The organism is Asanoa ishikariensis (assembly GCF_900107455.1).
Classification (GTDB): domain Bacteria; phylum Actinomycetota; class Actinomycetes; order Mycobacteriales; family Micromonosporaceae; genus Asanoa; species Asanoa ishikariensis.
Genome location: NZ_FNQB01000007.1, coordinates 139,745 through 165,598, shown reverse-complemented (window position 1 = coordinate 165,598; position 25,854 = coordinate 139,745). Strand labels below are relative to the sequence as shown.

Genomic DNA, 25,854 nt, shown 5'->3' with positions numbered 1-25,854 from the left:
GCGTGATCAATTTCCGGTACCACGTGGTGTCACTCACCGCGGTGTTCCTGGCACTGGCCATCGGGCTGGTCGTCGGCACCGCGGCGCTCAACGGCCCGGTGGCCGACTCGCTCAACGAGCGTGTCTCCGGGCTGCGCAAGGACAACACCCAGCTACGGGACCAGGTCTCCAGCCTTCAGGAAGAGCTCAAGAGCGAGGAGGACTTCGCGGCCGAGATGGCGCAGGTCGCCCTCCCGGGCCGGCTGACCGGTCGCAAGGTCCTGATGGTGACCCTCCCCAGCGGCCGCGACCAGGCCGACCAGGTCCGCGCGATGCTGACCACAGCGGGCGCGACGATCACCGGCCGGATCGAGATGCAGGACTCGTTCTTCCTCCCCGGCAACGCGGAGGAACTGCTCTACCTCGCGTCGTCGGCGGCACAGCCGAACATCTCGACCACCGGCCTGCCGAGCAACAGCGACGGGGTGGAGACCGCCAGCGCGCTGCTGGCCAGCGCCGTCCTCGACCGCACGCAGGGCACACCGCCCGCCGCCGCCGAGGTCACCGCGCTGCTCACGGCGTACGAGAAGGCCAAGTACATCGGCTACGCGGACGCCGGCAAGGACAAGGTCACCGAGCAGGCCCAGGCCGTGGTGATCGTGACCGGGCTGCCCTACGTCGACAAGGACTCGGTCCAGAAGGACCAGGCCGTGGTGACGATGGTCAGCCAGTTCGACAAGCAGGGCTCGGTGGTCGTGGCCGGCAACGGCGCCAGCGACGGCAACGTGATCGCGGCGATCCGCGGTGACGGTGCACTGGTCAAGTCGATCAGCACGATCGACAACACCAACACCACCCAGGGCCAGGTCGTCGCCGCGCTGGCCACCGAACAGATGATCACCCAGAACAAGGCCGGCCAGTACGGCCTGGGCGCCGGGGCCGCCTCGATGATGCCCCAGCAGCCGCAATGAGCCGCGGCCGTCCGCTGGCCCTGGCCACCGCCGGTGCGCTGATCGCGCGGGCGGCGCTGCGGGGGCTGCGGGGTGCGCAGGCGTTGCAGCGCACCAACTTCCGCGGCCACCAGGTCACCCTGGCCGCCGGGCCGGCGCTCGCGGTGGGTGCCGCGACCAGCGCCGCGGCCGGCGCCGGCAGCGCTCCCGCGGCCGGCGCGGCTCTGGTGGCGGGCCTCGGCTCGGGCGCGGTCGGGTTCTACGACGACCTCGTCGGCGGGCGACCCGAGCATCAAGCCAAGGGCTTCAAGGGCCACCTGGGCGCTCTCCGGGACGGCCGGGTGACCAGCGGTTTGGTCAAGATCGCCGGGGTCGGCGCGGCGGCGTTGGCGGCCAGCGCGCTGCTCGCCGCCGACCGGCCCGGTCGCGGCCGGCTGGGCACGGCGGTCGACGTCGCGCTCGGCGCCGGCGTCATCGCCGGCACCGCCAACCTGTTCAACCTGCTCGACCTGCGCCCCGGCCGCGCGATCAAGGCTGGTGCCCTGGTCGCCGCGCCGCTCGCCGCCGGCCCCGCCCGCGGGCTGGTCGCCGGCCCGCTCGGCGCGGCCGCCGGCATCCTCCCCGACGACCTCGGCGAGGAGGTCATGCTCGGCGACGCCGGCGCCAACGCGTTCGGCGCGCTGCTCGGCGTAGCGCTGGCCGCCCGCACCGGCCCGGTCGGCCGGGCCGCGCTGCTCGCCGGCCTGGCCGGGCTGACGGCCGCCAGCGAGCGGGTCAGCTTCACCCAGGTCATCGCCCGCACCCCGGTGCTGCGCGAGATCGACGCGCTCGGACGGCGCCCCTGACGACGTGAGCGCGTCCACCCCTCCCAGCACCGCCGTACCCCCTCCGGTACCCGGCCCGCGCGTCGCGCGGGCCGCCGGCCTGATCGGCGGGCTCACCGTGCTCAGCCGGGTCGCCGGCTTCGGGCGTACCGCCGTGCTCGGCTGGTTCGTCGGCTCGACCGTGCTCGGCACGGCCTACGTCACGGCGAACACCGTCCCCAACATCATCTTCGAGATCGTCGCGGGCGGCGCGCTCGCGGCGCTGGTCGTGCCGCTGCTGGCCGGCGCGGTCTCGGCCGGCGACCGGCGCACCGAGGCCGGCACCGTCGCTGCGCTGCTCACCTGGACGCTCACGGCGCTCGTGCCGCTCGCCGTCGCGGTGGTGCTGCTGGCCGGCCCGATCATCGACGGGCTCACGGGCGACATATCGGCGCCCGCCCGCGACGCCGGCGTGCTGATGCTGCGGATCTTCGCGCCACAGCTTCCGCTGTACGGGATCGGCGTCGTGCTCACCGGCGTGCTCCAGGCCCACCGCCGGTTCGCCTGGCCGGTTCTCGCACCCCTGCTGTCCAGCGTGGTGGTCGCGGCGACCTACGGCCTGTTCGCCGCCGTCGAGGGCGTCCGGGCCGATGTGCCCCAGGTCGGCGTCGGCGGCCAGCTCATCCTGGCCGTCGGCACCACGCTGGGCGTCCTGGTGCTCTCGCTCTGCTTGCTGATCCCGGTCCGCGGGTTGGGCCTGTCGTGGCGCCCGACCTGGCGGTTCCCGGCCGGCGCCGGCCGGCACGCGCGCCGGCTCGCCGGTGCCGGCGTGCTGACCGTCGGCCTCCAGCAGGTCGCGGTCGTGGTCACGCTGCGCCTGGCCAACCAGGGACCCGAGGGTGCCGCAGTGGTGTTCACCGTCGCGCAGGCGGTCTACCTGCTGCCCTGGGCGATCCTGGCGGTGCCCGTGGCGACCGCCGTCTACCCGGCCCTGGCCACCGCGCACAGCACCGGCGACCACCCGGGCTACCGGGACCGGCTCGCCCCGGCCGCTCGCGGCGTGCTGCTGCTGAGCTGCCTCGGCGCCGCCGCCCTGGCCGCCGTGGCCGAGCCGGTCGGCGGCTTCTTCGCGCTCGACGGCCTGCCCGGCGCGGTCGCGGGGTTCGCACCGGGCCTCATCGGGTACGGCCTGTTCGCCATCTTCAGCCGCGCCCTCTACGCCCGCGGCCTGCCCAAGCCCGCCGCCATCGCCACCGCGATCGGCTGGGTCACGGTCTCGGTCGCCGCGTTCGCGCTGGCCGCCGGGCTGTCCGTCGAGAACCGGCTGCTCGCCCTGGCCCTGGCCAACTCGGTCGGCATGCTCGTGCTCGGCGTCCTGCTGACGCTGGCGGTGCACCGCCGGGCCGGCGGCGCCGCGCTGGCCGGATTCGGCCGGGCGCTGGTGGTCGGGCTGACGGCGGGCGCGGCCGCGGCGGCCGCGGGCTGGGCGGTGGCCGACGCGCTGAGCGGGGGGCAGGCGACGACCAAGCCGACCGCGCTCTGGCACGGCATCGTCGGCGGCATCGTGGTGGTGCTGGTGTTCCTCGCGGTCGCGTACCCGCTCGACCGGCACGACGTGCGTCCGGCGGTGGCAGCGGTCCGGCGCCGTCTGCGGCGTCGCTAAACCGGGTCCACGTCGTACCCGGTCAACGGCATCACGGACAATGAACGGCGGGCGGACGACGAATGACCGAAGACCGACAGCGATCGGGTCGGACCGGCTCCATCGGCACCGACCGTGGCCACCGTCCCGATAGCATCGCCGCACGAGCCGGGACGGCCATGCCGAACCGGTTCGTGGCGCACATGGGGGAGGGAGTGGGGGCGTGACCGACGCCGAACGGGGGCACCGCTGGACCGGTGCCGTCTGCCTGGTGCTGGCCTCCAGCACCGGCGGCGTGGGCCAGCACGTCACCTCCGTCGTCCGCGGCCTGAGCGCGGCCGGTGCCACCGTGACCGTCGCCGGCCCGGCCGCCACCGAGGAGCAATTCCGCTTCACCGCCGCCGGTGCCCGGTTCGTCCCCGTCGAGATTCCGCCCAACCCGACGATCAACGACCGCCGGGCGATCGGCGCCCTGCGCGCGGCGCTGGCCGGCGAGGTCGACGTCGTCCACGCGCACGGCCTGCGGGCCGGCCTGGTCTCCGTCCTGGCCAAGCCGCGCCAGCCGCTGGTCGTCACCTGGCACAACGCGGTCCTGGCCCGCCGGCTGCGCGGCTACGCGTCGCGGTTCGCCGAGCGGGTCGTGGCCCGCAACGCCGACGTCTGCCTCGGCGCCTCCGAGGACCTGGTCGACCGGGCCCGGGCGCTCGGAGCCCGGGACGCCCGGCTCGCACCCGTCGCCGCTCCGGAGTTGCCCGAGCCGCGACGAGGCCGGGCCGCCGTCCGCGCCGAGTTCGGCCTGCACCGCGACCAGGCGGTGGTGCTCTCGGTCGGCCGCCTGCACCCGCAGAAGCGCTACGACGTGCTGGTCGAGGCGGCCGCCGCCTGGCGCGACATCCGGCCAGTGCCGGCCGTGCTGGTCGCCGGCTCCGGGCCCGCCTACCTGCCGCTGGCGGCGCTGATCTCGGCCACCCACGCCCCCGTCACCCTGCTGGGCCACCGTGGTGACATCGCCGACCTGCTGGAGGCGGCCGACGTGGCCGTGGTCACCAGCGACTGGGAGGCCCGCCAGCTCTTCGCCCAGGAGGCCCTGCGGGCCGGCGTCCCGCTGGTCGCGACCGCCGTCGGTGGGCTGCCCGACCTGGTCGGCGACGCGGCGATGCTGGTCCCAGCGGGTAACGTCGCGGCCGTGTCGGAAGCGGTCCGCGATCTGCTGGGTGACGAGACCAAGCGCGCCGAATACCGGGCGCGCGGGTTCCAGCGGTCCAAGACCTGGCCGACCGAGGAAGCCACGATCACCCAGCTCGAGGGAATCTACGCAGAGCTCGTGCCGACATGATCCGGCGGATCGTCCCGTACCTCCTCGTGGTGCTGTCCCTGGCCGGCGGCCTGGCCGCACTGTCGATCCGCCCGGCGACCGCGGAGCCGCGGCGGTCGGCCGACTACGTCGTGCTGGTGGGCATTCCGGGGCTGCGCTGGGAAGACGTCACCGAGGGCGGCACACCCAACCTGTGGCGGCTGGCCGAGCACGGCTCGATCGGCTCGCTGTCGGTGCGGTCGGCGCTCAAGCCGACGTGCCCGGTCGACGGTTGGCTGACCCTCGGCGCCGGCAACTTCGCCGGGTGGCGGCGCAGCACGCCGGTCACCGCGGCCTGCCCGCCGCTCACCGTCGACGTGCAGCGTCCGGACGGCATCGGCGCGTTCCTGCCCGACCTGGATCGGCAGGCGGTGCAGTACAACCAGCGGTCGCAGACCTGGGGCGCCGTGCCGGGTGCGTTGCCCGAGTCGGTGCGCTGCACCTCCGCCGTCGGGCCGGGCGCCGCCGTCGCCGCCGCACGGCCGTACGGCCGGGTCGACACCTACGAGCCCGAGCTGCCCGCCGACCCGCGAAAGCTGCTGAGCGAATGCACGCTCAGCATGGTCGACCTGGGCGCGGTCAGCGGCGCGGACCCGGCGGTGCGGCAGACCGCCGCCGCGCGGGCCGACGCCGTGCTGGCCCGGGTGCTCGCCGCCCGACCGGACAACTCGCTCGTGCTGGTCGCCGGGCTGGCCGACACCGACCAGACGAGCCGGCTGCACGTGGCGATCGCCGACGGCCCGGGCTGGGAGGGCGGCTGGCTGACATCGCCGAGCACCGGGCGGGAGGGCTACATCCAGCTCGTCGACCTGGCGCCGACCGCGCTGACCACGCTCAACCGGCCGTTGCCGGAACGGCGGTTCGTCGGCCAGCCCGCGACCTCGGTCGCCGGCCGGCCCGAGCGGCTGCCCGACGCGGTGACCTTCCCGGCCGACGCCGACCGCGAGGCGGGCGCGCAGCAGTCGGTCGCGACCTGGTTCTTCGGCGTGCTCGCGGCGGTGCAGTTGGTGCTGGCGATCGTCGTGGTGCCGCTGCTGCGGCGGGCCCGGCGGCACGGCGGCGACGAGCCGTCGGTCCGCAAGCCGATCAGCGACGCCGTGGAGATCCTGCTGCTCGCGTCCGCGCTCGCGATCCCGGCCGCCATCGTCGCGGACCTGGTGCCGTGGTGGCGGGGCGGGCAGCCGGGCTACCTGTTCGCCGCGGTGCAGGTGTTCGTGCTCGCCGCCGCCACCGCCGCGGTCCGGCTGGCCCCGGCCTTCCGGCGCACCCTGGGGCCGCTGGCGATGGTGGTGACGATCGCCGGCACGGTCGTCGGCCTCGACCTGCTCACCGGCGCCCGGCTGCAGCTCAACGGCGTGGCGGGCTACTCGGTCCTGGACGGCAACCGGTACGCGGGTGTCGGCACGGTCGGTCTGGGCGTCTTCCTCACCGGTGTCCTGCTCGGGTCAGGCGTGCTAGCCCAGCGCTTCAGCAAGTCGTGGCGCCCGTTCGTGGTGGCCGTGGTCGGTGCGGTGGGAGTGTTCCTGGTCGGCAGCCCCTACGTCGGCTCGGACCCGATCGGCGCGGTGGCGTTGACCGCCGGTGTGTGCATCGCCACGGCGCTCAGCACCGGCGGCTGGCTCACCCTGGGCCGGCTGGCCGGGGCGTCGGTGGCCGGAGTCGCGGTGACCTCGGTGTTCGCCTGGATCGAGGTGCGCCAGCCGGCCGCCGAGCGCGGCAGCCTGGGCCGGTTCGTGGAGGCGCTCGGCGACGGCACCGGCGGCACCACGCTGCAACGGGCCAGCAAGGCCAACCTCGACGCCCTGGTCGGGAGCCCGCTGACGCTGCTGGCCCTGGTCGGCGCCGCGCTGCTCTGGTTGGCGCTGTTGCGCGACTGGGGTGGCCTGCGCCGGGCGTACGGGCTGTATCCGTCGGTGCGGGCCGGCGCGATCGGCATCGGCGTCGCGGTGGTGCTCGGCGGGCTGCTCGGCGGGACCGCCCTGGACCTGGCCGGCGCGGCCGCGGCGGTGGTGGCCCCGATGGCGGCATTGACCGCCCTACGTGTGCTTGATCACGCGAGCGACTTCACGAGGCCGGCCCAGCCGGCCCCGGAGGTCGACGCGGAGGGTGTCGGCGCGGCATGACCGCGCGGACGTGTTACCGTGGAATCCCGTGGATCGCATGATCTCGACCTTGACAAACGACCACGGGAGCAGGCCTTGGCCCCATCAGGACGGCTGACCAAACACATCTTCGTTACCGGGGGTGTCGCCTCCTCGCTCGGCAAGGGCCTCACCGCCTCGAGCCTCGGCAATTTGCTGAGTGCACGCGGCCTCCGGGTCGTGATGCAGAAGCTGGACCCCTACCTCAACGTCGACCCTGGAACGATGAACCCGTTCCAGCACGGTGAGGTCTTCGTCACCGAGGACGGCGCGGAGACGGACCTCGACGTCGGCCATTACGAGCGTTTCCTCGACCGCGACCTGTCCGGGAAGGCGAACGTCACCACCGGTCAGGTCTACTCGGCGGTGATCGCCAAGGAGCGTCGCGGCGAATACCTGGGAGACACCGTCCAGGTGATCCCGCACATCACCAACGAGATCAAAGCCCGGATCCGGGCGATGGGCGACCCTGACGACGAGGGCCGCACCCCGGACGTGGTGATCACCGAGGTGGGCGGCACGGTCGGCGACATCGAGTCGCTGCCCTTCCTCGAGGCGATCCGGCAGGTTCGCCACGAGATCGGCCGGGACAACTGCTTCTACCTGCACGTCTCGCTGGTGCCGTACCTGGCGCCGTCGGGCGAGCTGAAGACGAAGCCGACCCAGCACTCGGTCGCGGCGCTGCGCAACATCGGTATCCAGCCCGACGCGCTCGTCTGCCGCTCCGACCGGGAGATCCCGGAGAAGCTCAAGCACAAGCTGTCGCTGTACTGCGACGTCGACCGCGAGGCGGTCATCGCCGCGCCGGACGCGCCGAGCATCTACGACATCCCGAAGGTGCTGCACCGCGAGGGCCTCGACGCGTACGTCGTGCGCCGGCTGGGCCTCTCGTTCCGCGACGTCGACTGGGCGGCGTGGGACGAGCTCCTGGAGCGGGTGCACCACCCGAAGCACACGGTGACCGTGGCGCTGGTCGGCAAATACGTCGACCTGCCCGACGCCTACCTGTCGGTCACCGAGGCGATCCGCGCGGCGGGCTTCCACCACACGGCCCGCGTGCAGATCCGCTGGGTGCCCAGTGACGACTGCAAGACCCCGCAGAGCGCGGCCACCGCACTCGCCGGCGTCGACGGCATCGTGATCCCGGGCGGCTTCGGCGTCCGCGGCATCGAGGGCAAGATCGGTGCGGCGCACTTCGCCCGCGAGAACGGCATCCCGACGCTGGGCCTGTGTCTCGGGCTCCAGTGCATGACGATCGACGTGGCCCGCAACCTGTCCGGGCTCGCCGACGCCAACTCGCTGGAGTTCGACGAGACCGCCGGTCACCCGGTGATCGCGACGATGGCCGACCAGGAGCAGATCGTCGCCGGCAAGGGCGACCTGGGCGGCACGATGCGGCTGGGCGCCTACCCGGCCAAGCTGACGCCGGGCTCGCTGGTCGCGGAGGCCTACGGCACCACCGAGGTGTCCGAGCGGCACCGGCACCGGTACGAGGTCAACAACGCCTACCGGGACGCGCTGACCAAGGCCGGGCTGGCGATCAGCGGCACCTCGCCGGACGGGCGGCTCGTCGAGTTCGTCGAGCTCGACCGGGAGCTCCACCCGTTCTTCGTGGCCACCCAGGCGCACCCCGAGCTGAAGAGCCGGCCGACCCGGCCGCACCCGCTGTTCGCGGCGTTCGTGAAGGCGGCGGTGACCTACTCGCTGGCCGACCAGTTGCCGGTCGACCAGCTCACCGCCGAGGAGCCGGAACTGGCCAGCAACGGGCGGGCCAGCGCGACGGCATCGTCGTGACGTCGGTGCACGCGTACGCGGTGCTCGATCGGATCGAGCGGTTCCACGGCAAGATCTTCAGCGTGGTCACCGACCGGGTCACCATGCCCGGCGGTGGCCAGGCGGACCGCGACTACGTGCGGCACGTCGGCGCGGTGGGCGTGGTGCCGCTCGACGACGAGGGCCGGGTACTGCTGGTCCGGCAGTACCGCCACCCGATCGGCAAGGCGATGTGGGAGCTGCCGGCCGGCCTGGTCGACGTGGCCGGGGAGCCACCGACCGGCACCGCCGACCGCGAGCTCGCCGAGGAGGCCGACCTGCGCTGTGAGCGGCTCGACCTGCTGGTCGACCTGCACACCTCGCCGGGCTTCTCGGACGAGCTGATCCGGGTCTTCCTCGCGCGTGGCCTGTCTTCGATCCCCGAGGCGGAGCGGTTCCAGCGCTCCGACGAGGAGGCGGAGATCACGGTCGAGTGGGTGCCGCTGGACGAGGCGGTGGCGATGGCGCTGCGCGGTGAGATCACCAACGCGGCCGCGGTGGCCGGTGTGCTCGCCGCGGCCCGGGCCCGGGACGAGGACTGGCGCCCGCTGCGCGACCCGGACACTCCGCTGGTGCGCTGAGTTTCAGAAGGGCCTCCTGAGTCACAGGGGGCCCTTCTTTCGGCCCCCGTGTGGTGATCACGAGCCGCGGGCAATACTGAATGCGCGTCCGCTGGTGAGCGGGTGTGCCCCCGCGATCCGGGGCGCCCTAGACTCGCCGCCGACGCGGGAGACGACCTGGTCAACGGTGACCGGGCGTACGCGGGAGAGAAGGTGTCAATGTGAAGGTCGGAATCCCACGCGAGGTGAAGAACCACGAGTACCGCGTGGCGATCACGCCGGCAGGCGTCCACGAGTTCGCCCGCGCGGGTCACGAGGTCTTCGTCGAGTCCGGTGCCGGGCTCGGCTCGTCCATCACGGACGACGAGTTCGCCGCGGCCGGTGCGACGATCCTGCCGGGGCCGGACGAGGTCTGGGGCACCGCCGACCTGGTGCTCAAGGTCAAGGAGCCGATCGCCGAGGAACACCACCGCATGCGCGCGGGCCAGGTGCTCTTCACCTATCTGCACCTCGCCGCGTCCAAGGAGTGCACCGACGCGCTGATCGACCGCAAGGTCACCGGCATCGCGTACGAGACCGTCGAGACCGTCGACCGCGCGCTCCCGCTGCTCGCCCCGATGTCCGAGGTCGCGGGCCGGCTCGCACCGCAGGTCGGCGCCTACACGCTGATGCGCCAGGGCGGCGGCCGAGGCATCCTGATGGGCGGCGTCTCCGGCGTGTACGCGGCCAAGGTCGTCGTGATCGGCGCCGGCGTCTCCGGCATGAACGCGGCCGCGATAGCGCTCGGCATGCAGGCCGAGGTGCTCCTGCTCGACCGCAACATCAACAAGCTCCGCCAGGCTGACGCGATCTACCAGGGCCACCTGCAGACCGTCGCCTCGAACGCGTACGAGGTCGAGCGGGCTGTTCTCGACGCCGACATGGTGATCGGCGCGGTGCTGGTGCCCGGTGCCAAAGCCCCGACGCTGATCTCGAACGAGCTCGTCAGCCGGATGAAGCCGGGCAGCGTGCTCGTCGACATCTCGATCGACCAGGGCGGCTGCTTCGAGGACTCGCGTCCGACGACGCACGCGGACCCGACCTACAAGGTCCACGAGTCGATGTTCTACTGCGTGGCCAACATGCCCGGCGCGGTGCCGCACACCAGCACCTACGCGCTGACCAACGTCACGCTGCCGTACGCCCTGGAGCTCGCCAACCGCGGCTGGCGCGACGCGCTGCGCCGCGACCCGGCGCTGGCCCTGGGCCTGAACACCTACGACGGCCAGGTCACCTACGGCCCGGTCGCGGAGGCGCACGGCATGAGGCACCTGCCGCTGGCGGAGGCGCTGGCCTGACCGCGACGCACGCGACGCCCGGCGCCGGTGAAGCACCACAGTCACCGGCGCCGCCGTCGCGCGCGATGCCCGAACCCGCAGCAGTGTCGCCTTCGGGCGCGCCGGGCGGCACCGCGTCCGCGCGACGGTCGCGCGCGGGCGCCAAGCCCGCGCCTGCCTCGCCGTCGCGTGGGGTGGGCGAGCCCGCGTCCGCGCCGGCACCCGCGAGTGAAATGCCTGAGCCGGCGGCCGCTCTGCGGCGGGCGGTCCGCGTCTACCTCGACCACCTGACCGTCGAGCGTGGGCTGTCGGGCAACACGCTGACGTCGTACCGGCGTGATCTCGATCGCTATCTCGTGACCTTGGCCCGGCGTGGGGTGACGGACCTCGCGGCGGCGACGCCGGCCGAGATCGCCGGGCATGTCGCCGCCTTGCGGGACGGTGACGCGGAGCACCCGCCGCTGTCGGCGGCGTCCGCGGCCCGGGCCACCTCCGCCGTGCGCGGGCTGCACCGGTTCGCGGTGCGCGAGGGGCTGGCCGCCGACGACGCCAGCCGCGACGTCAAGCCGCCGAGCCTGCCCCGCCGGCTGCCCAAGGCGCTCGAAGTCGACGAGGTGCTGCGGCTGCTCGAGTCCGTCGGCGGCGACGGGCCGCTTGAGCTACGCGACCGGGCGTTGCTGGAGTTCCTCTACGGCACCGGTGCGCGGATCTCCGAGGCGGTTGGCGCGGCCGTCGACGACCTCGATCTGGAGAGTGGCTCGGCCACTCTGCACGGCAAGGGCGGACGGACGCGGATCGTCCCGGTCGGTGGTTACGCGCGGGCCGCGTTGGACGCCTACCTGGTGCGGGGCCGTCCGGCCCTCGCGGCCAAAGCGCCGGCCGTGTTCCTCAACGCCCGCGGTGGGCCGTTGTCGCGGCAGAGCGCGTGGGCGATCCTGCGCAAGGCCGCGGCCGGCGCCGGGCTGCCGGTCGAGGGCGCGCGGGCCGTGTCTCCGCACACGTTGCGGCACTCGTACGCGACGCATCTGCTCGACGGCGGGGCCGATGTGCGGGTGGTGCAGGAACTGCTGGGGCACGCGTCCGTGACCACGACGCAGGTATACACGTTGGTCACGGTGGAGCGGTTGCGCGAGGTTTACGCCACCGCACACCCGCGGGCACATAGCTGACACCCGCTTCTTGGCGTGTCGACACGCCGATATGGTGCACCCGGGGCCGGTGGGACGTGGCGTACAGTCGGGACTCCGGCGTGGGACGTTCGTCGGGAGGGGGTAGGCAGGGACATGGCTGGCAACGGTGACCGTGCCGAGGCGTGGACCTCGCAGCTCCGTGCGCAACAGTCCGCTCTCGACCTCGGTGCCGAGCTCGGCCCGGCCGACCCGGCCGCCTACACGATGCGCAAGCCGATCCCCGAGCCGATGCCGACCGATCGGCACGGCCCGGCGCGGATCATCGCCCTGGCCAACCAGAAGGGTGGCGTGGGCAAGACCACGTCGACCATCAATCTCGGCGCCGCGCTGGCCGAATACGGCCGCCGCGTGCTGCTCGTCGACTTCGACCCGCAGGGTGCGCTCTCGGTCGGCCTCGGCGTCAACCCGCACAACCTCGACCTGTCGATCTACAACCTGCTGATGCAGGACGACGTCATGGCCGAAGACGTGGTGATCAAGACCGACGTCGCCGGGCTGCACCTGCTGCCGGCCAACATCGACCTGTCGGCTGCCGAGATCCAGCTCGTCAACGAGGTCGCCCGCGAGATGGCGCTGGCCCGGGTGCTGCGCTCGGTCCGCAAGGAATACGACTACATCCTGATCGACTGCCAGCCGTCGCTGGGCCTGCTCGCGATCAACGCGCTGACCGTGGCGCACGGCGTGCTCATCCCGCTGGAGTGCGAGTTCTTCAGCCTGCGCGGTGTGGCCCTGTTGCTCGACACCATCGACAAGGTGCGCGAGCGGCTCAACTTCGACCTCGAGCTCGAGGGCATCCTGGCCACGATGTACGACAGCCGCACCACCCACTGCCGCCAGGTGCTCCAACGGGTGGTCGAGGCGTTCGGCGACAAGGTCTACCAGACCGTGATCACCAAGACGGTCAAGTTCCCCGAGTCGACCGTGGCCGGCGCGCCGATCACCACGCTCGACCCAGCGTCGTCCGGTGCCCGCAACTACCGCCAGCTCGCCCGAGAGGTCATCGCCGCGCAAGCTGAGCGCTGATCTTTGGTTCCACCGGCCTTCTGCCGGTGCTGACGGTGCGTGAGGTGTGGGCGTGAACGGCGCCGTTACAGCGGTGGACTACGGTCGAACGGTGAGTGAACCCGATGCTTCCCCTGCGTCGCCCGTCGTGGTCGAGGGGTCGGTGCCAGCCGACGCCCTGACGCCCGACGCGGCACCGGCGACCGGGTTCACCGTGCGGCTGGCCAACTTCACCGGCCCGTTCGACCTGCTGCTCCAGCTCATCGGCAAGCACAAGCTCGACGTCACCGAGGTGTCGCTGAGCAGCGTCACCGACGAGTTCATCGCCTACATCCGGGCGATGGGCGACGACTGGCCGCTCGACGAGGCAAGCGAGTTCCTGGTCGTGGCGGCCACCCTGCTCGACCTCAAGGCGGCCCGGCTGCTGCCCGCCGCCCAGGTGGAGAACGAAGAGGACCTGGCCCTGCTGGAGGCCCGCGACCTGCTGTTCGCCCGGCTCCTGCAGTACAAGGCGTTCAAGGAGGCGGCCGCCCACATCGCGCTGCTGGAGCAGGAGGGCGCCCGGCGCTACCCGCGGGCGGTCACCCTGGAGCCGCGGTACGCGGAGGCGCTGCCGGAGCTCGTCCTCGGGATCGGTGCCGACCGGCTGCTGAAACTCGCGATCAGGGCGATGACCCCCAAAGCGGCTCCGCCCACGGTGTCGATCGCGCACATCCACGACGTCAAGGTCAGCGTCCGCGAGCACGCGATACTGCTGCGCGACCGGATCCGGCGGTCCGGCACGGCGACGTTCCAGGTGCTGACCATCGACTGCGAGAGCACGCTCGAGGTGGTCGCCCGGTTCCTGGCGCTGCTGGAGCTCTACCGGGAGAACCTGATCGGCTTCGAGCAGGTGCAGGCCCTGGGCGAGCTGACGGTCCGCTGGATCGGCGGCGACGCGGTCGGCGAGCTGAAGGTCGACGAGTACGCCGGCACACCGGAGCAGCCGGCACCGGAAGAAGCTGAACAAGCTAAGGAGCAGGACCAGTGACGGAGCGCGGCGGCGCCGACCCGGGCCGCGAGGCATCCCTGGCCGAACAGGCAGCAGCCTGGGTGCCCCCATGGGAACGCCCACGCCAAGAGCCCGAAGGGGTGACCGAGCCGGAACCTGCGGAGGAGTCTGAGCTCGCGGCAGAGGCCGACACGATCGACGCGGCACAGGCGATCGGCGCCGCCGAGGACGTCACCGCGCCCGAGGAGCTGGACCCGCTGGTCGCGGCCGAGCTGCCCGAGGCGCCGCCCGACACCGAGCTGGTCGACCTGGCCGATGAGGCCGACCCCGGCGCCACCCCGGGCGACAGTGCGGCCGAGGTCGCCACGCCCGCAACGTCGCGCGTATCCGATGCCGAAATTCCGACCATCGATGAGGATGAGCTGCGGGGCGCCCTGGAGGCGATCATGCTCGTCGTGGACGAGCCGGTGCAGGAGATCGTCCTGGCGCAGGTGCTCGAACTGCCCACGGAGCGGGTGGCGGCGGCGCTGGAGTCGATCTCGGCCGGCTACACCTCGGCCGGGCACGGCTTCGAGCTGCGCCGGGCCGCCGGCGGGTGGCGGCTTTACACCCGTCCGCAGTACGCCGCGTACGTCGAACGGTTCGTCCTCGACGGGCAGTCGGTGCGGCTGACCCAGGCGGCGCTGGAGACCCTCGCGGTGATCGCTTACAAGCAGCCCGTCACCCGAGGCCGGATCTCCGCCATCCGGGGTGTGAACTGCGACGGCGTCGTACGCACACTCACCGCGCGGGGTCTCGTGGAGGAGGCCGGCACGGAGCCGGAGACGGGCGCGTACCTTTACCGCACGACGACGCTGTTCCTGGAGAAGCTCGGACTCGACACTGTCGACCAGCTCCCGGACCTGGCGCCGTTCCTTCCTGACGATGTCGACGAGGTGGCAGATGGCGAACGCTGAGCGCCTACAAAAGGTGCTGGCCAGCGCCGGTGTAGGGTCCCGCAGGGCTTGTGAGGACCTGATCTTCCGTGGCCGGGTGACGGTCGACGGCAAGGTCGCCCAGCTCGGTGACAAGGTCGACTCGGACCGCGCGGAGATCTACGTCGACGGGCAGCGGTTGATCGTCGACCAGAACCTGGTCTATCTCGCGTTCAACAAGCCGCGCGGGGTGGTCTCGACGATGGCCGACGAGAAGGGGCGCACCGCGCTCGACGAGTTCCTCGACCGGGTCGACCAGCGGGTCTACCACGTGGGGCGGCTCGACACCGACAGCGAGGGCCTGCTGCTGCTGACCAACGACGGCACGCTGGCGCACAAGCTGATGCACCCCTCGTTCGGGGTGCCGAAGACCTACGTGCTCGAGGTGCCCGGTCCGCTGCCGCGGGCGGTCGGCCGGTCGCTGCTCAGCGGCGTCGAGCTCGAGGACGGCCCGGCCAAGGTCGACAAGTTCCGGCTGGTCGACGCGTTCGCCCGGTCGGCGCAGATCGAGATCGTGATCCACGAGGGGCGCAACCGGATCGTCCGCCGGATGATGGACGCCGTCGGCCACCCGGTCAACCGGCTCGTGCGCACCGCGATCGGGCCGATCCGCCTCGGTGATCTCAAACCCGGTCGCACCAGGCGCCTCACGAACGCCGAGGTCGGGGCACTGTTCAAGGCCGTCGGCGATTGATTCTGCCCGACCAGGCAGAATAGGTGCTGACGGCGAGGAGGAACGGTGGCAGACGAGTTGGCTAACGGTCGGTGTGTGGTGGCCGTGGACGGCCCGTCGGGTTCCGGCAAATCCACCGTTTCGAGGCGGCTGGCGTCCGCGCTCGACGCTCAATATCTAGACACGGGCGCGATGTACCGGGCCGTGACGTGGGCGGTGCTGCGCTACGGCGTCGACCTGTCCGACCTGGAAGGGATCACAAAGGTGGCCGGCGAGCTCGACCTGGCGATCGGCACCGACCCGACGGCCCCGCACGTGCGGGCCGACGGGGTCGACGTCGACGCCGACATTCGGGGCCCGGAGGTGACCGCCGCGGTGTCCGCGGTGGCGGCCGTGCCCGCGGTGCGCCAGCTACTGGTGGGACAGCAACGTGCGTTGATCGAGTCGGCCGGCCGGATCGTGGTCGAGGGCCGCGACATCGGCGCGGTCGTGGCGCCCGACGCCGACCTCAAGGTCTATCTGACGGCGTCCGCCGACGCGCGCGCCCGGCGCCGCTCGCTGGAGACCACCGCGTCCGTCGACGACACCCACGCCGATCTCCTGCGGCGCGACACGCTCGACTCCACCCGGGCGGCCGACCCGCTGCAGCAGGCGGCCGACGCGGTGGTGCTCGACACCACGGCGATGGGCATCGACGAGGCGGTCGCGCGGTTGCGTGCCATGGTGACGGCATGACGTCGCCCTATCCTGAGGTGTCCGATGTGGATGCCGACGCCATCGACACCGGCCCTGTGCCGGTGGTCGCCGTGGTCGGCCGGCCCAACGTGGGCAAGTCCACATTGGTCAACCGGATTATCGGTCGCCGGCAGGCCGTCGTGGAGGACACCCCGGGCGTGACCCGGGACCGGGTGCCCTACGACGCCCAGTGGAACGGCCGCCAGTTCACGGTCGTCGACACCGGCGGCTGGGAGCCCGACGCGCGCGACCGGGCCAAGGCCATCGCGATGCAGGCCGAGATCGCCGTGCAGACCGCCGACGTGGTGCTGTTCGTGGTCGACGCGATGGTCGGCTCGACCGACGTCGACGAGGCCGCGGTGCGGATGCTCCGGCGCAGCAACAAGCCGGTGATCCTGGTCGCCAACAAGGCCGACAACAACGCGATCGAGATGGAGGCCGTCTCGCTCTGGACGCTCGGCCTCGGCGAGCCACAGGTGGTCTCCGCGCTGCACGGCCGGGGCTCCGGCGACCTGCTCGACCTGATCCTCGCCGCGATGCCGGAGCCGGCGCCGCCGATCGACGACGACGCCCCGCGCGGCCCGCGCCGGGTGGCGCTGGTCGGCCGGCCCAACGTCGGCAAGTCATCGCTGCTCAACAAGCTGGCCAAGGAGGAGCGCGCGGTCGTCGACTCGGTCGCGGGCACCACCGTCGACCCGGTCGACTCGCTGGTCGGCATCGGCGGCGAGACCTGGCAGCTCGTCGACACCGCCGGGCTTCGCAAGCGGGTCAGCCACGCGAGCGGCACGGAATATTACGCGTCGCTGCGCACCGCCGGCGCGATCGAGGCCGCCGAGGTGGCCGCCGTGCTGCTCGACGCGTCCGAGCCCATCAGCGAGCAGGACCAGCGGATCCTGACGATGGTGGTCGAGGCCGGCCGGGCCCTGGTCATCGCCTTCAACAAGTGGGACCTGGTCGACGACGACCGGCGCTACCAGCTCGAGAAGGAGATCGACCGCGAGCTCAAGCGGATCCCGTGGGCGATCCGGGTCAACATCTCGGCCAAGACCGGCCGGGCGGTCGACAAGCTGGCTCCCGCGCTGCGCAAGGCGCTGGCGTCCTGGGAGGCCCGGGTGCCGACCGGCCAGCTTAACCAGTGGCTGACCGCGCTCGTGCAGGAGACCCCGCACCCGGTCCGCGGCGGGCGGGCACCCCGTGTGCTCTTCGCCACTCAGGCGGGCACCCGGCCACCGCGCTTCGTGCTGTTCACCACCGGCCTGCTCGACCCCGGCTACCAGCGGTTCGTCGAGCGGAAGCTGCGTGAGGAGTTCGGCTTCGAGGGCAGCCCGATCTCGGTGACGGTCAAGCCCCGCAAGAAGACCGGCCCGGGCGGGCGGGGCAAGGCCCACGGCTGACCCGGCCCGGGCGGCAGTGGCATGATCAATAGATGGGCTACAACGTAGAGGTCGAGCGCACCGATGACGGCGGTTACGTCGCCCGCAACGGTCGCGGCGCCGAGATCCGCTTCGGGCTGTCGGACGGCGCCGACTTCACCCCCGTCGAGTTGCTGCTCGCGGCGCTCGGCGGGTGCAACATCGTCACCGTGGAGCCGCTGACCGCGCAGCGCGGGCACCGGCTGGCCCGGCTCGCCGCCACGCTCGACGCGGAGCGGGTCAAGCCCAACAAGCTCGGGTCGATCACCATGACGTACGACGTGACCCTGCCGCCGGACGACGCCGAGGCGGAGCAGGTGTTCCGGTCGGTCGCCGAGCGGGTGCACGAGAAGCACTGCACGGTCAGCACCGCACTGCGGGAGCAGACCACAGTAGACGTCGAGATCCCGGAAACCCCGCACTCCTAAGGGTTCGCGGCGGTAGCCTGCGAAAATGCCGCCGACACCGGTGCGGGTGCGGCTGGCGCTCGCCGAGAGCACGGTGCTCGGGTTGGCCTGCCTGCTCGCCTTCTGGCTGGCCAGTGGGGTGTTCACCCACGTCTACCTCGACAGCCGCGACAGCGACCTGCTCGGCGGGATGTGGGCGGCGCTCGCGACGATTTTCGTGAGCCGGGCCTCGTTCCAGGAGAGCCTCGCGGCCGGCGTCTCCCGGATGTCGGGCACCTTGATCAGCTTCGTCATCTGCCTGGTCTATCTCGTCTTCCTGCCGTTCCACCTCTGGGCGTTCGCGCTCCTGATCGGCATCTCCTCGGCGGTCGGGCTGCTGATCGGCCGGCCGGGCGACGCGACCACGGCGGCGATCACCACGGCCGTGGTGCTGGTGGTGTCCACGATCAGCCCCGTGGAGCCGTGGCAGCAGCCCATCCTGCGTTTCATCGACACGGTGATCGGCGTGGTCATCGGGGTGGGCACCGCGTGGCTGTCCCTGAAGCTGGTGCACCCGCACCTGCGGTAGCCGCCGCTTCATCAGGGCAGGACACGGCCTAGATCACACCTGGTTCGGGGGCTGTTCGCGGCATGCTGGTGGTGGTCCAGCCGCGGACACGGGGGTGAAGCGGTGCTGGAAGGGTTGCTCGTGGTCGTCGCACTTGGCGCGACGGTCATCGTCGGCACCACCATCGGCCGGCGCTACAGCGTCGCGCCGCCGGTCCTGCTGCTCGTGATGGGTGGCCTGCTGGCGTTCATTCCGCGGCTCTCCGACGTCCGGCTGCCCGCGTCCGCGGTCCTGGTGATCTTCCTGCCCGGCATCCTCTACTGGGAGAGCCTCAACACCAGCCTGCGGGAGATCCGGGCCAACATCCGGGTGATCCTGCTGTCCGCGATCGGCCTGGTCATCGCAACCATGGTTGCTTTGTCCTACTCGCTCCAGGCGATCGGGGTCGCGTCGGCCGCCGCCTGGATCCTGGGTGCCGTCCTGGCGCCCACGGACGCCGCCGCGGTCGCCGGCCTGGCCAAGCGGATGCCCCGCCGCAACCTGACGACCCTGCGCGCGGAGAGCCTGATCAACGACGGCACCGCGCTGGTGCTGTTCGCGGTCGCGCTCGGCATGCTGGTGGACGGCACCTCGCCCTCGCTGCTGGCGATCACCGGCGACCTGATCTGGTCGATCGTCGGCGGGCTGATCGCCGGCCTGGTCACCGGCGCCCTGTTCATCTGGATCCGACGGCGGATGGACGACCCGCTGCGCGAGGGCGGCCTGTCGATCCTCACCCCGTTCGCGGCGTTCTTCGTGGGTGACGTCATCCACGCCAGCGGCGTGGTCGCCGTCGTGGTGGTCGGGTTGGTCCACTCGTACGCCGGCCCGCGGGTCATCCGGGCCCGTTCCCGGGTGCAGGCGTTCGCCTTCTGGAACCTCTCGACCTTCATCGTCAACGGCAGCCTGTTCGTCCTGGTGGGCCTCCAGATCCCGGCCGCCGCACGGCGGATCGACAACGACCAGATGGGCCGGGCCGTAGGCATCGCCTTCGCGGCGGCCGCCGTCGTGATGGTGACGCGGATCGTCTGGATCCACCTGGCAGCCCTGCTGATCCGGCTGCTCGACCGCCGCGCGGTCCAGCGCACCAGGCGGCTCAACTGGAAGGTCCGCACGGCGTACGGGTGGGCCGGCTTCCGCGGAGCGGTCTCCCTGGCCGCGGCCCTCGCTGTCCCGTCGGTGCTCTCCGACGGCACGCCCTACCCGGACCGGGACCTGATCGTCTTCGTCACCTCCGTGGTGATCCTGACGACGATCCTGGTGCAGGGGCTCACCCTGCCGATGATCGTCCGCTGGGCCGGGCTTACCGGCGACAGCGCCCGGATCGACGAGGCCCGGCACGCCCGGGTCCGGGCGGCGGAAGCCGGGCTGGCCGCCCTGCCGGCGGTGGCGCGGTCGCTGTCCGCTCCCGCGTACATGACCGACCGGGTCCGGGGCGACTACGAGTTGGCCGTCAGCGAGGCCCGCAGCGGCGACGGGCACTCCGAGCTGACCAGCGCCGAGCAGCTCGAGCGCCGGCTGCGGCTTGGCGTGCTCGAGCACGAGCGGCTGGCCGTCACTGCGATGCGGGACCGCCGCGAGATCGACGACATCGTGATGCGCGAGCTACAGGCGTCCCTCGATGTCACCGAGATTGGACTGCTCGGCCCACCCAGGGCCGACTGAGCCACACCCAGGAAGGATCAGCGAAATGACTTCCACACTCGCCGGCAAGGTCGGCGGACCGGTTCTCGAGCCCGGCGACGAGGGTTTCGCCGCGGCCGTGGCGGGCTTCAACCTCGCCTTCAACCCGCGCCCGGAACTGGTGGCGACGGCCACGTCGGTGGCGGACGTGGTGGCGGCGGTGCGGTACGCCCGCGAGGCCGGCATGCGGATCTCCGTGCAGGGCACCGGGCACGGCGCCGAGCTGGAGATCGGGTCCGGCCTGCTGCTCAACACCTCCCGCTTCGACCACCTGCACGTGGACCCGGAGACCCGCACGGCGGCGATCGGCGCCGGCGTGCGCTGGAAGGCGGTGGTCGACGCGGCGGCCGCGTACGGGCTGGCCCCGATCACCGGCTCGTCCCCGCGCGTCGGCGCGGTCGGCTATCTGCTCGGCGGTGGGATGGGACCGCTGGCCCGCAGCCACGGTTTCAGCTCCGACTACGCGATCGGGTTCACGGTCGTCACCGGCGAGGGCGAGGTGGTCGAGGCTGACGAACACACCAACCCGGATCTGTTCTGGGCGCTGCGCGGCGGCAAGTTCGGGCTCGGCGTGGTGACCGAGGTGCGGGTCCGGCTGGTCGAGCTGACGTCCGTCTACGGTGGATCGTTCTTCGTGGACACTCCCGACATCGACCGGATGCTGCGCGCCTGGGTCGACTGGACGGACGGCGCCGACGACCGGGTGACCACCAGCGTGCAGGCCGTCGCGTTCCCGCCGCTGCCGGAGGTGCCCGAGCCGATGCGGGGCAGGAAGCTGTTGGGCGTGCGGTTCGCGTTCCCGGGCGACCCGGCCGAGGGGGAGCGGCTGGTGGCGCCGTTGCGGGCGGCCGCGCCGGTCTACCTCGACCTGCTCGGTGAGGTGCCGACCACCGAGCTGGGCCGGATCCACAACGACCCGACCGACCCGATCCCGGCGTACGTGCACGGCACGATGATCGATCGGGCCGACCAGGGTCTGGCGACGGTGTTCCTGGAGATGGCGGGCCCGGACGCGACGGACTCGCCGTTCTTCGCCGCCGAGTGGCGGCACCTCGGCGGCGCCACCAGCCGGGACGTCCCCGGCGGCTCGGCGGTCGGCGGCCGCGCCTCGGACTACGTGATCGCGCTGGTGTCCGCGCAGCCGGAGCTCTTCGACACCGTCGTGCCGGCCGCCGCCGCCCGCTGGGACAGCGTCGCCGCGCCGTGGATCTCCGCCGTGAACAACCCCAACGTGCTGGCCCAGCCGATCACGCCGGAGCGGGTCGCCGCGTGCTGGCCCGACGACATCCGCGAGCGGCTCGGCCAGGTGCGCCGGCGCTACGACCCGGACGGCGTCACCCTCGGCTGGTGGACCCCGTGACGTCCGGCTCGTCCAGGAACGCGGTCACGTCGTCGGCGAACTCGCGGAAGTGCTGGAACAAGAAGCCGTGCGCGGAGTCCGGATACGTCTTGATGTCCGCGTGCGGCAGCAGCCCGGCGACCAGGTGGCTGTAGCGGGGCAGGATCATCGGGTCGTGGTCGCCGTTCGCGACGAAGACCGGGATGTCGATCGCGCTGAGGCGTTGCAGCGCGCCGTGGTCCGGATTGCCCCACCGCACCACCGCGTCGTACTGCGCGGTCCAGGCATCCGACGAGACCGGTGTGTCCCGGCCGGCGTCGCGGGCGAAGATGCGTTTCAGCGTCTGCGCCCCGGCCGCGCGGCTGCTGTCGCTGTCGGCGAAGAACACCGACAGATAGCCGTCCGGGCTGCCCTCCTTGGTGTTCAGCGCACCGATCACCTCGGGTGCCCAGCCGAACATGCCCTCCGCACCCTGGGGCGCGGTGGCGGCGAGCACCAGCCGGCGCACCAGGCTGGGCCGGTCCAGCGCGATGCGTTGGGCGACGAAGCTGCCGATCGAGAAGCCCAGCAGGTCGACCCGGTCGAGCCCGAGCGAGGTGAGGAACGCGGTCGTCTCGCGGGCCATCTGGTCCACGTTGTCGGCGGTGCTGCCGGTGCTGGCGCCGACACCGGCGTAGTCGAACATGATCACGCGGCGGTTCGCCGCGAGCGCGTCGATCAGGGCCGGATCCCAGTTGTCGAGGTTGCCGCGGAAATGCTGGAGCAGCACCAGGGGCGGGTCGCCCACGCCAGACTCGCGGTACGCGTAGGTGATCCCGTCCGCGGCCGTGCTGGTCCGGTTATCGGTTTCCAGATATGTCGTCGCCATGCCGTGCATCCCTCGGGTCGACTGGTGTGCGGCAAACCGGGGCGAGGAGTTCCAGCCTAATCGCCGCGACGCCGCGCGGGCCGTGCGATGGTGAGGGAGACGGGTCAGCGCATCGCGCCCCGTCGACGTGATGCCGCCGGCCCGCCCCGATCCTCGCATCGAGAGGCGGTCGACGATGAAAGCCGTCGTGTTCCACGGCGTGGGCGACATCCGCTTGGACAACGTGGCCGAGCCCAAGCTCGAGACCCCGACCGACGCGGTCGTACGGATCACCACCGCCGCCATTTGCGGCACCGACCTGCACTTCGTCCGTGGCACGGTGCCGGGCATGCGGCCGGGGACCATCCTCGGGCACGAAGGTGTCGGTGTGGTCGAAGAGGTCGGCCAGGGCGTCCGCAACCACGTGGCCGGCGAGCGGGTGCTGCTCTCCGCGGTGCTCGGCTGCGGCTCCTGCGTCTACTGCCGGGCCGGTTACTTCGCCCAGTGCGACGAGATCAACCCCGCGGGCCGGCGCTCGGGCACGGCGTCCTACGGCTCGCCCGCCTCGACCGGCTCGTTCGACGGGACGCAGGCCGAGTACGTGCGGGTGCCGTGCGCGCACACCAACATGTTCACGCTGCCGGACGCGGTCTCCGACGACGCGGCGATCGCGCTGTCCGACATCTACCCGACCGGCTACTTCGGCGCCGTGATCGCCAACGTCTCCGACGGCGACGTGGTGGCCGTCTTCGGCTGCGGACCCGTGGGCCAGTTCGCGATCCTGTCGGCGTTCCAGCGTGGCGCCGGCCGGGTGATCGCCGTCGACCACCATCCGGACCGCCTCGAACGGGCCCGCGCCCTGGGCGCCGAGATCGTCGACTTCGACCGGGAGGACCCCGTCGAGGCGTTGCTGGAGCTGACCCTCGGCACCGGTCCGGACCGGGCGATCGACGCCGTCGGTGTCGACGCGGAGAGTGCGCGGTCCGGTCCCGCCGCGGCCGACGCCCGGGCGCACGACGCCGAGCATCGCGACGAGGTGCGCACCATCGCGCCGGTGACCAACGCGCACGACGGCCAGTGGGAGCCGGGCGACGCGCCCGCCCAGGCGGGGGAGTGGGCGGTGGAGAGCCTCGCCAAGGCCGGCACCCTCGGCATCGTCGGGGTCTATCCGCGTACCGACCGGTTCTTCCCGCTCGGCCTGGCGATGAACCGGAACCTGAAAATCAACATGGGGAACGGGAACCATCCCCGGTACATCCCTCGACTGCTGTCCATGGTGGAGCACGGCGCGGTCGACACCCGGCGCATGCTCACCCAGCACGAGCCGCTGACCGACGTGCTGTCCGGCTACCGCGAGTTCGACCGGCGCAGTCCCGGTTGGCTCGAGGTGGCGGTGACCGCCTCCTGACCCCGGACACACCGCGCCGCCCGCAGCGCCGGACGAGGCTGCGGGCGGCGGGTGGACGGGGCTAGCCCGCCGTCTTCGGCTTCGCCGTCTTGGCCTTGGCCGCCTTGGTGGTCTTGGACGTCTTCTTCGCCGGCTTGGCGTCCTTGGTCTCCGCGCCCGCGTCGCCGGGCATCCAGCTATTGGTCGCCGGACCGTTGCCGGGGTCCTCGCCGGTCGGCTTCGCCACGGTGATGCCCGCGGCTCCCGGACCCCACGGGCCGGCGTCGACCCGTGCCGGCTCCTGCGCGGCGGGCTCCTGCGCGGCCGGCTCTTGCGCGGCGGGCTCCTGCGCGGCCGGTTCGTGCGCCATCGGTCCGTAACCCATCGGTCCCTGCGCCATCGGTCCGTGTGCCATGGGCTCCTGCACGACGGGCTCCGGGTTCACCGGTGCCGGCGGGACCGGGTCGACCGCGACCGGCTCGCGCTGCGGGGCCGGCGCGTCCGGCACGTCACGCACGTCCGGAGCGTCCTGGTAGGACTGTTGCGGCTCGTGCCGCTGCGGCTCGCTGTGCTGCTGCGCGGGCTCCTCGTAGTTGTGCGTCTCCGGCGCCGGGTCCGCCTCCTGCTGGTACTCCGGCTCCGTCGACCACTGCTCGTCCAGCAGCCCGTGCTCTTCCAGCGCCGCCTCGTAGCCGGCGTCATAGCCATCGGCGTAGCCGTCGCTGTACGGGTCGGCGGCCGGCGGCTCCGCGTCCGGTGCGCACGCGTCCGCCTCCGGCGCCTGGAACGAGTCGGCCGCCGGGGCCTCGTCGATCCACGTGCTCTCGCCGTTGTGCACCGAACCGTCCTGGCTCCACCCGTCGTCCTGCGGCAGGCCGGACCAGTCCTGCGCGCTGCCACTCCAACCGGGCTGCGGTGCGGCCTCCCCGGTCACCGTGGTCGGGTCGGCCGGCTGCGCCAGGGCGTACGGGTCGAACGGCGCGGCGCTCGGGGTGACGCCCGGCAGCACACCGGACGGCGCGGCCGACGGCTCACCCAGGGCGGCGGCCGGGTCCGGCGCGGCCGGCGCCAGCCCGGTCGCGGCGGCATCGGGTGCGGCGAGGTCAGGCGCGGCGAGGTCAGGTTCGGCGACGGCGGGTGCGGCGCTCGGTGTCGGTGTCAGCTCCGGTTCGGCCGCGACCAGACCGGGCGCCTCGGTCGCAGCGGCGGCCAGCGGGTCCGGGGTGAGAGCCGGCGTGGGGACGACCAACTGCTCGACCGGCACACCCGGCTCGGCCGCTCCGCCGCCGACTCCGCCCGGCAGCGCGTTCGGGTCGGGCATGGCGGTCGCGTCCGGCTCCACCGTCAAACCCGGCAGCGTGCTCGGGTCGGCGGTCGGCGTCGGCGCGGCGAGGGCGTTCGGGTCGACCGGGGCAAGGGGATCGACCAGCGCCGTGGGGTCAGCCAGCGCAGTGGGGTCAGCCAGCGTCGAGGGGTCAGCCAGCGCCGTGGGGTCGGTGCTGGGGTCGATCGGCAGGTTCGGGTCGGGGGTGGCGGTGGGTCCCGGCACGACCACGGCCGGCTGCGACGGCGGGTCCGCCGGCGGCACCGTGGCCAGGCCCGGCGCAGACGGCTCGGCGCTGGGTGTCGGACCGGCGACGGCCGGCGGGTCGACCGTCACGCCGGACACCGCCGGGGCCGGCGTCGGCGCGGTCTGCGGTGCGACCGGGGGCAGGTCGGTCGGCCCCGGGGAGGGTGCGACCTGTGGCGCGGCGAGTCCGGCGGTGTCCGCCGGCGCGGGGGTGGCGGTCGGCTCCGCCACCGCGGGTGGCGCCGACGGGTCGGGGCTCGGTGCGACCCCGTGCGGCGCGGCGGCCAGCGGCGGCAACGGCACGTCGGTCGGTGCCGGGTCCAGGTAGACCTCGCCGTCGTACGGCTCGGCCCAGTCGTCCGCGGGCGCGTCCGTGGTCGCACACCTGTCCGTGACCGGGCCGGTCACCTCCGACTGCACCCGGGCGAACGCGGGAACCTGCGCCAGCAGACCCATCGCGCTCATCACTGCCACGGCACCGAGCCGCGCTCGTTTCTTCAT

The 25,854-nt window shown here is 72.7% G+C and carries 22 protein-coding genes; 20 read left to right on the top strand and 2 right to left on the bottom strand.

Annotated elements, in window-relative coordinates:
• Positions 1 to 2 precede the first annotated feature (2 nt).
• From BLV39_RS41730 to BLV39_RS41640, 19 genes are all read left to right on the top strand, one after another.
• Entirely contained in the window at positions 3 to 950 is a 948-nt protein-coding gene (locus tag BLV39_RS41730; protein WP_090804984.1) for a copper transporter, read from the top strand.
• Complete coding sequence (locus BLV39_RS41725; protein WP_090804982.1) at positions 947 to 1,774, top strand: hypothetical protein; 828 nt, start codon at positions 947 to 949, stop codon at positions 1,772 to 1,774. The genes BLV39_RS41730 and BLV39_RS41725 overlap by 4 nt, the downstream gene beginning before the upstream one ends.
• Before the next feature lie 4 nt (positions 1,775 to 1,778).
• Positions 1,779 to 3,395, top strand: coding sequence for a murein biosynthesis integral membrane protein MurJ (gene murJ / locus BLV39_RS41720; RefSeq protein ID WP_090804980.1), 1,617 nt, complete (start codon positions 1,779 to 1,781; stop codon positions 3,393 to 3,395).
• 202 nt (positions 3,396 to 3,597) lie between these two features.
• Positions 3,598 to 4,710, top strand: a complete 1,113-nt coding sequence (locus tag BLV39_RS41715) for a glycosyltransferase family 4 protein (protein ID WP_090804978.1) — start codon at positions 3,598 to 3,600, stop codon at positions 4,708 to 4,710.
• Positions 4,707 to 6,851, top strand: a complete 2,145-nt coding sequence (locus BLV39_RS43510) for a hypothetical protein (RefSeq protein ID WP_090804976.1) — start codon at positions 4,707 to 4,709, stop codon at positions 6,849 to 6,851. Before BLV39_RS41715 ends, BLV39_RS43510 begins: the two co-directional genes overlap by 4 nt.
• A 75-nt stretch (positions 6,852 to 6,926) precedes the next feature.
• On the top strand, positions 6,927 to 8,663 hold the full coding sequence (locus BLV39_RS41705; protein ID WP_090804974.1) for a CTP synthase: 1,737 nt from the start codon (positions 6,927 to 6,929) through the stop codon (positions 8,661 to 8,663).
• Positions 8,660 to 9,262 (top strand): NUDIX domain-containing protein, encoded by a 603-nt coding sequence (locus tag BLV39_RS41700; RefSeq protein WP_239084115.1) that lies wholly within the window; start codon positions 8,660 to 8,662, stop codon positions 9,260 to 9,262. The genes BLV39_RS41705 and BLV39_RS41700 overlap by 4 nt, the downstream gene beginning before the upstream one ends.
• Before the next feature lie 200 nt (positions 9,263 to 9,462).
• Positions 9,463 to 10,578 (top strand): alanine dehydrogenase, encoded by a 1,116-nt coding sequence (ald, locus tag BLV39_RS41695; RefSeq protein ID WP_090804972.1) that lies wholly within the window; start codon positions 9,463 to 9,465, stop codon positions 10,576 to 10,578.
• A gap of 212 nt (positions 10,579 to 10,790) precedes the next feature.
• The gene (locus BLV39_RS41690; RefSeq protein ID WP_090804971.1) at positions 10,791 to 11,726 is read left to right on the top strand and encodes a site-specific tyrosine recombinase XerD; all 936 of its coding nucleotides are present in this window, start codon (positions 10,791 to 10,793) and stop codon (positions 11,724 to 11,726) included.
• Positions 11,727 to 11,840: 114 nt separating this feature from the next.
• A complete protein-coding gene (locus tag BLV39_RS41685) occupies positions 11,841 to 12,770 on the top strand; it encodes a ParA family protein (RefSeq protein WP_090804969.1) in 930 nt (309 codons plus the stop codon).
• Positions 12,771 to 12,843: 73 nt separating this feature from the next.
• Positions 12,844 to 13,779 carry a segregation and condensation protein A gene (locus tag BLV39_RS41680; protein ID WP_090804967.1) on the top strand — a complete coding sequence of 312 codons (936 nt, stop codon included), beginning with the start codon at positions 12,844 to 12,846 and terminating at the stop codon, positions 13,777 to 13,779.
• Entirely contained in the window at positions 13,776 to 14,696 is a 921-nt protein-coding gene (gene scpB, locus BLV39_RS41675; protein WP_090804964.1) for an SMC-Scp complex subunit ScpB, read from the top strand. The genes BLV39_RS41680 and scpB overlap by 4 nt, the downstream gene beginning before the upstream one ends.
• Entirely contained in the window at positions 14,683 to 15,408 is a 726-nt protein-coding gene (locus tag BLV39_RS41670) for a pseudouridine synthase (protein WP_239084114.1), read from the top strand. Before scpB ends, BLV39_RS41670 begins: the two co-directional genes overlap by 14 nt.
• Positions 15,409 to 15,453: 45 nt before the next feature.
• Positions 15,454 to 16,122 (top strand): (d)CMP kinase, encoded by a 669-nt coding sequence (gene cmk / locus BLV39_RS41665; protein ID WP_090804959.1) that lies wholly within the window; start codon positions 15,454 to 15,456, stop codon positions 16,120 to 16,122.
• The gene (gene der / locus BLV39_RS41660; RefSeq protein WP_090804957.1) at positions 16,119 to 17,516 is read left to right on the top strand and encodes a ribosome biogenesis GTPase Der; all 1,398 of its coding nucleotides are present in this window, start codon (positions 16,119 to 16,121) and stop codon (positions 17,514 to 17,516) included. Before cmk ends, der begins: the two co-directional genes overlap by 4 nt.
• Positions 17,517 to 17,548: 32 nt before the next feature.
• Positions 17,549 to 17,962, top strand: coding sequence for an OsmC family protein (locus tag BLV39_RS41655; protein WP_090804956.1), 414 nt, complete (start codon positions 17,549 to 17,551; stop codon positions 17,960 to 17,962).
• 25 nt (positions 17,963 to 17,987) lie between these two features.
• The gene (locus BLV39_RS41650) at positions 17,988 to 18,509 is read left to right on the top strand and encodes an FUSC family protein (RefSeq protein WP_090804954.1); all 522 of its coding nucleotides are present in this window, start codon (positions 17,988 to 17,990) and stop codon (positions 18,507 to 18,509) included.
• Positions 18,510 to 18,611: 102 nt separating this feature from the next.
• Positions 18,612 to 20,192, top strand: coding sequence for a Na+/H+ antiporter (locus tag BLV39_RS41645; protein WP_239084113.1), 1,581 nt, complete (start codon positions 18,612 to 18,614; stop codon positions 20,190 to 20,192).
• A 25-nt stretch (positions 20,193 to 20,217) separates the two neighbouring features.
• A complete protein-coding gene (locus tag BLV39_RS41640; RefSeq protein ID WP_176985361.1) occupies positions 20,218 to 21,570 on the top strand; it encodes an FAD-binding oxidoreductase in 1,353 nt (450 codons plus the stop codon).
• On the opposite strand, the gene BLV39_RS41635 is transcribed toward BLV39_RS41640, so the two are convergent.
• Positions 21,545 to 22,417: an alpha/beta fold hydrolase gene (locus BLV39_RS41635; protein WP_090805045.1), complete on the bottom strand. Its 873-nt coding sequence runs from the start codon at positions 22,415 to 22,417 to the stop codon at positions 21,545 to 21,547. The two genes, BLV39_RS41640 and BLV39_RS41635, sit on opposite strands and share 26 nt — an antisense overlap.
• Before the next feature lie 175 nt (positions 22,418 to 22,592).
• Between BLV39_RS41635 and BLV39_RS41630 the strand changes: the two genes are divergently transcribed.
• Positions 22,593 to 23,804, top strand: coding sequence for an alcohol dehydrogenase catalytic domain-containing protein (locus BLV39_RS41630; protein WP_090804950.1), 1,212 nt, complete (start codon positions 22,593 to 22,595; stop codon positions 23,802 to 23,804).
• 61 nt (positions 23,805 to 23,865) lie between these two features.
• On the opposite strand, the gene BLV39_RS41625 is transcribed toward BLV39_RS41630, so the two are convergent.
• Positions 23,866 to 25,854, bottom strand: a complete 1,989-nt coding sequence (locus BLV39_RS41625; RefSeq protein WP_143050137.1) for a hypothetical protein — start codon at positions 25,852 to 25,854, stop codon at positions 23,866 to 23,868.

Coding starts and splice junctions, on each gene's coding strand:
- BLV39_RS41625 (WP_143050137.1), bottom strand. CDS start 25,854: ATGAAGAAACGAGCGCGGCTCGGTGCCGTGGCAGTGATGAGCGCGATG.
- BLV39_RS41685 (WP_090804969.1), top strand. CDS start 11,841: ATGGCTGGCAACGGTGACCGTGCCGAGGCGTGGACCTCGCAGCTCCGT.
- BLV39_RS41640 (WP_176985361.1), top strand. CDS start 20,218: ATGACTTCCACACTCGCCGGCAAGGTCGGCGGACCGGTTCTCGAGCCC.
- der (WP_090804957.1), top strand. CDS start 16,119: ATGACGTCGCCCTATCCTGAGGTGTCCGATGTGGATGCCGACGCCATC.
- BLV39_RS41690 (WP_090804971.1), top strand. CDS start 10,791: ATGCCTGAGCCGGCGGCCGCTCTGCGGCGGGCGGTCCGCGTCTACCTC.
- BLV39_RS41635 (WP_090805045.1), bottom strand. CDS start 22,417: ATGGCGACGACATATCTGGAAACCGATAACCGGACCAGCACGGCCGCG.
- BLV39_RS43510 (WP_090804976.1), top strand. CDS start 4,707: ATGATCCGGCGGATCGTCCCGTACCTCCTCGTGGTGCTGTCCCTGGCC.
- BLV39_RS41650 (WP_090804954.1), top strand. CDS start 17,988: ATGCCGCCGACACCGGTGCGGGTGCGGCTGGCGCTCGCCGAGAGCACG.
- BLV39_RS41725 (WP_090804982.1), top strand. CDS start 947: ATGAGCCGCGGCCGTCCGCTGGCCCTGGCCACCGCCGGTGCGCTGATC.
- BLV39_RS41655 (WP_090804956.1), top strand. CDS start 17,549: ATGGGCTACAACGTAGAGGTCGAGCGCACCGATGACGGCGGTTACGTC.
- BLV39_RS41630 (WP_090804950.1), top strand. CDS start 22,593: ATGAAAGCCGTCGTGTTCCACGGCGTGGGCGACATCCGCTTGGACAAC.
- BLV39_RS41670 (WP_239084114.1), top strand. CDS start 14,683: ATGGCGAACGCTGAGCGCCTACAAAAGGTGCTGGCCAGCGCCGGTGTA.